Here is an 8,224-nt window from a genome sequence, read left to right as displayed (position 1 = left end):
TCGGCAACCACTACTACCAGATCATGGCGACCGAGGGTTACCAGAGCCAGGGAAGCTCGGACATCACCCTCCGGGAGGGCGGCAGCTCGGACCCGGGCAACCCGGGCAACCCGACCACCCCGCCGCCCGGTAACAACGGCTGCACGGTCAACGTGCAGCGCGCCGAGGACTGGAACGACAGGTTCAACACGACCTTCTCGGTCAGTGGCAGCAACAACTGGACCGTCACCATCCGCACCAACGGCGGCCAGAGCCTGCAGAACAGCTGGAACGCCTCGGTCAGTGGCAGCAGCGGAACGCTTACCGCACGTCCGAACGGCAACGGCAACAACTTCGGCATCACGCTCTGGAAGAACGGCAACAACACCACACCCACCGCGACCTGCTCAACCGGCTGACCGGGGTGACCAAGGGTGGGGTGTCGGCGACTCGCCGGCACCCCACCGCTGTTTTCCGAGGCGTCGGCACCGCCCGTCGGGTCGGTGCCACGGGTCGCCGTTTTCGCCAACTGCGGCATGTATTGACAAGCATCGACGTCGGGGTGACGCTTGTGTGTGAGAGCGCTCTCTCGCAATCGCTCGATCGGCCACCACCAGTCTGGCCAGGGAAGCTCCGATGTCTTCGGCGCGGCGCCGGACGTGTCCCTGACCCGTCCCGACAGGAGTCCCGAGATGCACAGGGCCGCATCCCTGCCCACCAGCCGCACCCGACTGCGCCTCGCCACGGCGATCGGCGCCCTGCTCACGCTGCTCGGCACCTACGTGGTGTCCACCACCGCACGAGCCGACGCCGCCCCGGGGACCAACGCCATTCGGGTGGCGGAGTTCCCCGCCGACTGCACGTACAGTCACCGGCTCCCCGACGACCCGATCATCTTCCCCGGGCTGCCCGGCGCCTCGCACATGCACAGCTTCTTCGGCAGCACTGTGACAAACGCCCACACCACGCTGCCCGACCTGGTCCGGTCCTCCACCACCTGCAACCCACGGGTGGACGTCTCGTCCTACTGGGTGCCGACCCTCTACCGCGACAACGTCCCGGTGGAGCCCTCCAGCGCGACCTTCTACTACCTGGGCGAAGGAGTACGCGCCGACGTCGTCGCGCAGACCCAGCCGTTCCCGCTGGGGCTGCGGCTCGTCGCCGGAAACGCCCGAGCCGCCGGACCGGGCGACAGCATCGCCCGCTGGTCCTGCCTGCATGCCGGGCACGTGCCGCCGTCGAAGGACTTCGTCACCTGCCCGGCCGGCACGATGCTGGAGTCGTACCTGGACTTCCCGCAGTGCTGGAACGGCCGGGACCTCGACTCGCCGGATCACAAGAGCCACCTCGCCTACCCCGTGAACCAGGCCTGCCCGGCCAGCCACCCGGTGCCCGTGCCGAAGCTGCGGCAGGTGCTGCGGTACCCGGTCAACGGTGACCCGTCGCGGTTCCGCCTCGCCTCCGGGCCGGGCTACACGATGCACGGCGACTTCTTCAACGCCTGGCCGGCGGAGGAACTGGCGCGCCGGGTCCGCGACTGCATCCGGCCGGTCATCAAGTGCGGGCACGACGGTCGCCCGCTCTGAACCGATCCGTGCCACCCGGCGGCGGGCCCGGTCATGCCGGCCCGCCGTCGGGCGGACCCGAAGGAGGCCGCGTGCGAGCCACACGCGCGGTGCTGCTCGCGACGGTGCTGCTCGTCACCGGTTGCGCCGCCGGAGCACCGCCAAGCACGGCACCGCCGCCCACCCCCGGAACACCGCCGCCGCTGCTCACCGGGTCACCGCCGGCACCGGCGGCCGAACCTGCCGTGCCGGGCGGGTCGCCCACCACAGCGTTCCCGGGTGCGGCCGGACAGTTCAACGGCACCGACACCGCCTGGCTACAGCTGACGGTGGCCATGGCCGAACGACTGCTGCCGATGCTCGCCCTGGTGCCGAACCGGGCCACCGACCCTTCCTGGGAACGGCTCACCGCCCGGATCGAGGCGACCGAGCGCACCCACCTGACCCGGTCCCGGCGGCTGCTGGCCGACTCCGGCGCACCGGCGGCCAACCCACACGAGGGCCACGACATGCCCGGCATGGTCACCGACGCGGAACTGACCGCGCTTCGCTCGGTCACCGGGCGGGCCTTCAACCAGTTGCTCGCCGGACACCTGCGAGCGCATCTGACACAGGCGGTGCGGATCGCCAAGGCCGAGCGGCAGGGCGGGGCCCATCCCGCGACCACCGCGCTGGCCGCGGCAGTGGTCCGGGCCGGCACCGCCGACCTCGCCCGGCTCGACCAACTGGACACGGCCTCCCAGTATCGACAGGCGGAGGTCGCTCAGCCGGCGCGTCGGGACCGGGCCACCGCGACCACACCGACGACCACGGCGATCAGCCCCACCACAAGCGCCACGTAGCCACCGCCCCGCCCGTTGCCGGTGCCGATGCCACTGTCCGAGGTCACCACCACCAGAGCACCGAGGGCCAGCGCGGCAATCCCCGCCGCCAGGGCGATCGCGCCCCGCCGCGTCTCGCCGGTGCGCGGACGGGCCAGTGCCAGCCCGCCGATGATCACACCCGCGAGTCCCAGTAGGGCAGCCACAGTCGAGCCGAGCCGACCCGCGCTCATGGTCACGCCCTCGGCGGCGACCGGATGGGCAGCGATGTCGGCGACTACCGGTGCGGCGAGTCCGACCGCCCCGGACGGTACGGCCACTGCGGTGGCGAGCACGAGTCTGCTGATCGTCATGGTCTCTCCTCTGTGGTGCGTCTGGTCGCCTGGTCCGGATGCCCCCGATCATGTCGCTGGGTGCGGACACGGTCATCCGTCCGATGCAGGCACTTGTCGGTGCCGCAGCCGGCGCGACCTGCTGCCGCGTACGCGGCAGCAGGTCGCCGCGGTACCGCGTACGTGGTAGGTGGTCAGTCGTCCGCGAGCAGGAGTCGCCGGGCGATGTCAGCCGGTTAAGGTGCGCCCATGGGCGAGCGGTGCGGGCGGATTTTCGGGCTCGCTGCGGTGAGGGACCTGGCGATCGCCGTCGGCGTGACGGCGGTGCTGCTCGTCGCCGTACTGTCCGCAGCGCACCCCGGCACGGGAGCGGACCTGTTCGGCTACGCCTGGTTGGTGATCGGTGGCCTGGCGTTGGCCGCGCGCCGACGGGCACCGGTCGCGGTACTTGTCGTCACCGGGGTCTGTGCGGTGGGGCACCAGGCCGCCGGCGTCGAGGTGCCCGCAGTCGCGTTCCTGTTCGCGGTGTACGCAGCCGTCCGCGCGGGGCACCGTACGGTCACGGCCGTGGCGGGTGCCGCGATGCTTGTCGCCCTTCCGCTCGCAGCCCTGGCCCTGCCGCCGGGGCTGCCCGTCGACGAGGCGCTCGCGCGCAGCCGTGACGCCCTCGAAGTGGCCTGGCTGGTCGCCGCCGGGGCTGCCGGTGAGGCGCTCCGGCAGGCCGAGCGGCGTGCGGAGGAGGCCGAGCGCACCCGGGAGGAGACGGCACTGCGCCGCGCCGACGAGGAGCGGCTGCACATCGCGCGGGAACTGCACGACAGCCTCACCCACCAGATCTCGATCATCAAGGTGCAGGCCGAGGTCGCCGTGCACCTGGCCAGCCGGCGCGGTGAGCCGGTGCCGGAGGCTCTGGTGGCCATCAGGGAAGCCAGCCGCGAGGCGACCCGGGAACTGCGCGCGACCCTGGAGACGCTGCGTGCCGACGGCACCGCCACCTCGCCCGGACTCGACCAACTCCCGGAGCTGGTACGGCGGGCCCGGATGGCCGGCCTGGACGCGACGTTGACGATCGACGGAGAGCGGCCCGACGTCCCGGTCGCCGTGGACCGCACCGCCTACCGCATCGTGCAGGAGTCGCTCACCAACATCGCCCGTCACGCCTCCGCGACCACGGCCTCGGTCCGGATCGACTACCTGCCGAACACCCTCGCGATCCGGGTGGACGACGACGGCGACGCCGTGCCGGGCGGCGCTACGGCGCCCGGCGTCGGGCTGCTCGGGATGCGCGAACGCGTCGTCGCCCTCGGTGGGCTGCTGCGGGCGGAGGCACGCGACGAGGGCGGGTTCACCGTCCACGCCGAGCTGCCGGTGGGCGTGACCGCATGATCCGCGTCCTGCTTGTCGACGACCAACCGCTCCTGCGCAGCGGGTTCCGCGCGTTGCTCGACATTGAGGACGACATCGAGGTGGTGGCCGAGGCCGCCGACGGCCAGCAGGCGCTGATCCTGGCCAGGGAGCACCTGCCCGACATCGCGCTTGTGGACATCCAGATGCCGGTGCTGGACGGCATCGAGGCGACCCGGCAGATCGCCGCGGATCCGACCCTGGCCGGCGTGCACGTGGTCATCCTGACCAACTACGGTCTCGACGAACACGTGTTCCACGCGCTGCGCGCCGGTGCGGCCGGGTTCCTCGTCAAGGACATCGAGCCGGCGGATCTCGTGCACGCCGTCCGGGTGGCCGCGCGCGGGGACGCCCTGCTCGCGCCGTCGATCACCCGCAAGCTGATCGACAGGTACGTCACCGAGCCGTTGCGGACGGAGACCCGTGCCCGACTGAAGGAGCTGACCAACCGCGAACGGGAGACCGTCGTACTCCTCGCGCGGGGCCTGTCCAACGACCAGATCGCCGAACGCATGGTGATCAGCCCACTGACCGCCAAGACCCACATCAACCGGGCGATGACCAAACTGCATGTGCGCGACCGGGCCCAACTCGTGGTCATCGCCTACGAGTCCGGCCTGGTGGCCCCCCGAGAGCGCTGACTTCGACTACACGGGTCGCGCGGACACCAGGCGGCACCGGCCTCAGGGCTGGAGCAACTGGTGCTCCACACTCGTCAGGACCAGCTGGAGCAACTGCTCGTCCAGCGGCTCCTGCCAGGCGGACATGAACACCGTGACGACCGTGTACCCGACCGCCAGCATCACGTACGCGTTCTGCGCGGTGAGCGTGCGGTCACCGACGAGGTCGGCTGTCATCGTGCTGTCGTACCGCCAGCTCAACTCGCCGATGCTCGGCGGTGTGGCGGCCCGTACCTCGACGTCGAGCGAGTCGTCGAGGGTGAACGACGAGCAGGCACGCCGGGCGTCCCGGGCGGCGGTAAGCACTGCCTCGCCCACCGCGGCGTCGTACCCGTAGACGGTGACGGTCAGGTCGGTGTAGGTGAAGCGACCGTCCTCCGGGTCACTGGTGTAGGTCCGCTTGCCTGTCGCGCGCAGGCTGGACTCACCGACCACCAGGAACCGCTCCCTGACCAGTGACTCGCACTCGGGGACGGACACGGCCACCCCGTCCGACACGATGCCCCGGCCGGCCGGGCCGGATTCGGCCACATTCCAGCTCGACGGGATCACCAGCGTGCTGGTCTGGGCGGCCCGATCGGCCTGCTCGGCGGTGAGCACCCGCCGCGCCACCTCGTACCGTCTGTCGAACTCGGCAAGCCGGCGCTGGGCGGCGTTGACGGCGACGCCACCGGGGACCCCGACACCTACCACCGCCACCGCGACCGCGGCGACAAGCACCGCCGTCGCGGTCGTCGCGGCCGTCACCCCGTGCCAGGCCGGCCCGGTGCGGCTCCGACCGGCGCTCCGGGAGATCACCGGCGCCCGTCGGGTGGCGCTGAGCGGTATCAGCAGCGCCGCCAGCAGCAGCACGGCGTGACCGAGCCAGAGCGGCGCGACGGCGACGTCCACGGCGAACATGTCCGGTTCGGCCGGCCGGTCGGTCAGCCAGCCGTACCCGTAGTGCGCCGCCGTGGCGGAGCCGGTGGTCACGGTCGCGGCGAGCACCCCCCGCGCCCAGCCGTACGGCCAGGTGGTGGTCAGCGTGACCACGACGAGCACCACCGCGCCGGCGGCGGCGCAGATCCACCACCGTTGCTGCTGCGCCCGCAACTGGTCGGTCAGACCGTCACCTGCCGGGGTCACCAGGATCGCCGCGCCGCCGCCGAGCGCCGCCGCGACCAGCGCCACCGGCCACAAACGGTGCCCGCCGGGCGGCCGTCGCGGCACCAGCAACGCGTAGACCGGCAGCAGCCCGAGGACGAGAGCCGGCCACACCTGGTTGGCCAGCCCGTAGGTGAGCAGGTAGCGTAGGTCGTCGACGTCGTGCAGCACCGCGGCCAGCGCACCGACAGTCCAGAGCGCAGCTCCGCCGGTCAGGCCGGCCGCGACCCCGGCCAGGCAGGTGTGGACCGGCCGCTGCCGGCGAGCCGCCAGTTCGGCCAGGTGGGCGGCGAGCGCGACCACCCCGGCGGTGACGAGCGCGAGCAGCACCACGGAGACGGCCGTGCGCGCCGGATCACCCGGCCACACGAACGGGTAGCGCAGTGGCCCGGACAGAAACACCACCGGCATGAACACCGCTCCGGCGGCGACTCCGGCACCTGAGCCGAGTACGGGCCGCCACCATGCCCGGTGCGGCAGCCGGGCCCGACGCAGCAGCGACGGGAACAAGAGGCTGAACACGGCGACACCGGCCACCACCGGGACGGCCCCGTCACCCCACCCGTACCACTGCGGACCGCCGAAGTAGGCCAGCACGAGGAGGGTGTACATGGCGGCGACGGCGACGAAGCCGACCGCGAGTGCCTGCGCGAACCCGCCCTCGTAGCCGGGCGTTGGGTGCCGCAGGGCGCGCCTGCGGTCCGCCGGTGTGGGGTGGCGGGCCAGCATCCGGCTGGCCCAGGAGAGGTGCTGTCGCTCCGATTCGGGCACCGCCCGGGCGAACGAGGCGGTCAGGGCGGTTTCGGCGCCCACGCTGGCGGCGTGACTGTCTGCCGCGTACTCGCGCAGCCGCAGCAGCGCCGCCGCGAGTGCCGTCACGACCACCGCCAGCAGTGCGACCCCGAGCTGCGCCGCGACCAGCCGTGAGGTCGCCCCGACCAGGTTCAGGAAGGGAACGCCGGCCAGCGCGAAAGCGGGCGGGGCCAGCCACGCCGGCCCGCGGATCGTCGACACCCAGGTGACGTCGCGGGCCAACACGTGCGCGATCTCGTGGGAGACGACCGCGTCGAACCGGTCACCGGCGGCGAGGGCCAGCCGCGCCGGCACCACCACCGTGGGTCGCCGGCCGGGCAGCGCCGTGGTGAACGCCTGCCGCACCGCCGGCCCCGCCACCCACAACCGGGGGGTACGCCCACCCGACAGCCCCTGCCGCCGGCACAGTTCGGCGAAGCGTTGCTGTGCCGGCGGGACGTCGAGCCGGCCGAGGAGACGCAGCCGGCGCAGATCCCACCACGGTACGACCACCGCCAGCGCCAGGGTCCCGACGAGCAGGGCGAGGGCGGCTGACCCGACCACCGAGCCGTGGGCCCGTACCTGCTCCGCCGCGCAGTCGCGGAACGCGTCCACCGACTCCCGGTGCAGTGCCTCGCATCGCGCCGTCGTCAACTCGTACGGAAGCACCAGGGACAGGGTGCCGTGGAAGAAGAGGTTGCCGGCGGCCACGCCCAGGCTGGCCAGCGAGACCGCGATCAGGCCGTACAGCCACCACAGCGGCCGGGGTCGACGGTCAGGGTCGGGTGTCATCCGGTGCCGCCTCGGGCAGGTGGACGGCGCCGACGACAGCGTCGGCGAGCAGGTCGGCGGTGCCCTCGTCGAGCCCGAGCGTGGTGGCGTGCCGTCGCGCCACCTCCCGGAGTCGGGCCGCCTGCCTCGCCGTCATGACGATCCGGCCGTCGACCGCGGGCAGCGTGACCGCGTCCAACTCCCGCCCGGCCGGTGCGCGCCGGCCACTCGGGCGCCATCGCCGCCACCGGGACCGCACGGTGCGGCCCGCGAGGCGTAGGACGTCCAGGAGCGAGGCGGCCACCACCTCGATGACGATGGCGCTGACAAGCGCGTCATCGATGCCGAAGCCCACCCCGCCACCGGGTGCCCGGCGCTGCGTGGCCCCGGCCCGCCAGGCGGCGACGACGTCGTCGAAGACCGCCGCCTCCTCAGGAGCCAGTCGCCCGCTGACCTGCCGGGCCATCCGGATCACGAAATCCGAGCCGCTGACGGTCGCGCCTGGACCTGCCGATTCCATCGTCAAGGCTGGCCTCCCGGACACATCACGCACGGACGACGGGTCCGCTACAGGTTATAGAGAAGGCGATGAACGCGGTGGCCCCGCTGACGCCCGGCCGGCGAGGCCCGTCGCGTCGACCTGGCCGGTCGACGGCGGAGCGGCGTCGACCGGGACCGTCACCACCGGCGCGCCGCGCAGGCGGTGAGCTCGCCGGATGTCGGACCGGCGTGGCACG

General features: G+C 72.7%; 7 protein-coding genes and 1 pseudogene. 5 read left to right on the top strand and 3 right to left on the bottom strand.

The genetic code is table 11. The annotated features are described in order from the left end of the window. The 3 genes and pseudogenes from Van01_RS23650 to Van01_RS33550 form a co-directional block, all read left to right on the top strand. Nucleotides 1-398 (top strand): annotated as a pseudogene (locus Van01_RS23650) (glycoside hydrolase family 11 protein); the annotation flags it as partial. Between the two features lie 273 nt (nt 399-671). After that, nucleotides 672-1,565, top strand: coding sequence for a DUF1996 domain-containing protein (locus Van01_RS23645; RefSeq protein WP_204011649.1), 894 nt, complete (start codon nt 672-674; stop codon nt 1,563-1,565). 71 nt (nt 1,566-1,636) lie between these two features. Then, nucleotides 1,637-2,386 (top strand): DUF305 domain-containing protein, encoded by a 750-nt coding sequence (locus Van01_RS33550; protein WP_204011646.1) that lies wholly within the window; start codon nt 1,637-1,639, stop codon nt 2,384-2,386. On the opposite strand, the gene Van01_RS23635 is transcribed toward Van01_RS33550, so the two are convergent. Next, the gene (locus Van01_RS23635) at nt 2,308-2,718 is read right to left on the bottom strand and encodes a DUF6223 family protein (protein ID WP_239099253.1); all 411 of its coding nucleotides are present in this window, start codon (nt 2,716-2,718) and stop codon (nt 2,308-2,310) included. The two genes, Van01_RS33550 and Van01_RS23635, sit on opposite strands and share 79 nt — an antisense overlap. Nucleotides 2,719-2,946: 228 nt before the next feature. Between Van01_RS23635 and Van01_RS23630 the strand changes: the two genes are divergently transcribed. Next, nucleotides 2,947-4,083 (top strand): sensor histidine kinase, encoded by a 1,137-nt coding sequence (locus tag Van01_RS23630; RefSeq protein WP_204011640.1) that lies wholly within the window; start codon nt 2,947-2,949, stop codon nt 4,081-4,083. Next, entirely contained in the window at nt 4,080-4,742 is a 663-nt protein-coding gene (locus Van01_RS23625; RefSeq protein WP_204011637.1) for a response regulator, read from the top strand. The genes Van01_RS23630 and Van01_RS23625 overlap by 4 nt, the downstream gene beginning before the upstream one ends. A 42-nt stretch (nt 4,743-4,784) precedes the next feature. Here the strand turns inward: Van01_RS23625 and Van01_RS23620 are convergent, their stop codons facing one another. Together Van01_RS23620 and Van01_RS23615 are read right to left on the bottom strand one after the other, a co-directional pair. Then, nucleotides 4,785-7,508, bottom strand: a complete 2,724-nt coding sequence (locus Van01_RS23620) for a M48 family metalloprotease (RefSeq protein WP_204011634.1) — start codon at nt 7,506-7,508, stop codon at nt 4,785-4,787. Further along, nucleotides 7,492-8,013, bottom strand: coding sequence for a hypothetical protein (locus Van01_RS23615; protein ID WP_204011625.1), 522 nt, complete (start codon nt 8,011-8,013; stop codon nt 7,492-7,494). The genes Van01_RS23620 and Van01_RS23615 overlap by 17 nt, the downstream gene beginning before the upstream one ends. Nucleotides 8,014-8,224: the final 211 nt, after the last annotated feature.

The sequence above is a fragment of the Micromonospora andamanensis genome (assembly GCF_016863495.1).
In the GTDB taxonomy this organism is placed as follows: domain Bacteria; phylum Actinomycetota; class Actinomycetes; order Mycobacteriales; family Micromonosporaceae; genus Micromonospora; species Micromonospora andamanensis.
This window is presented reverse-complemented; position numbering and strand designations above follow the sequence as displayed.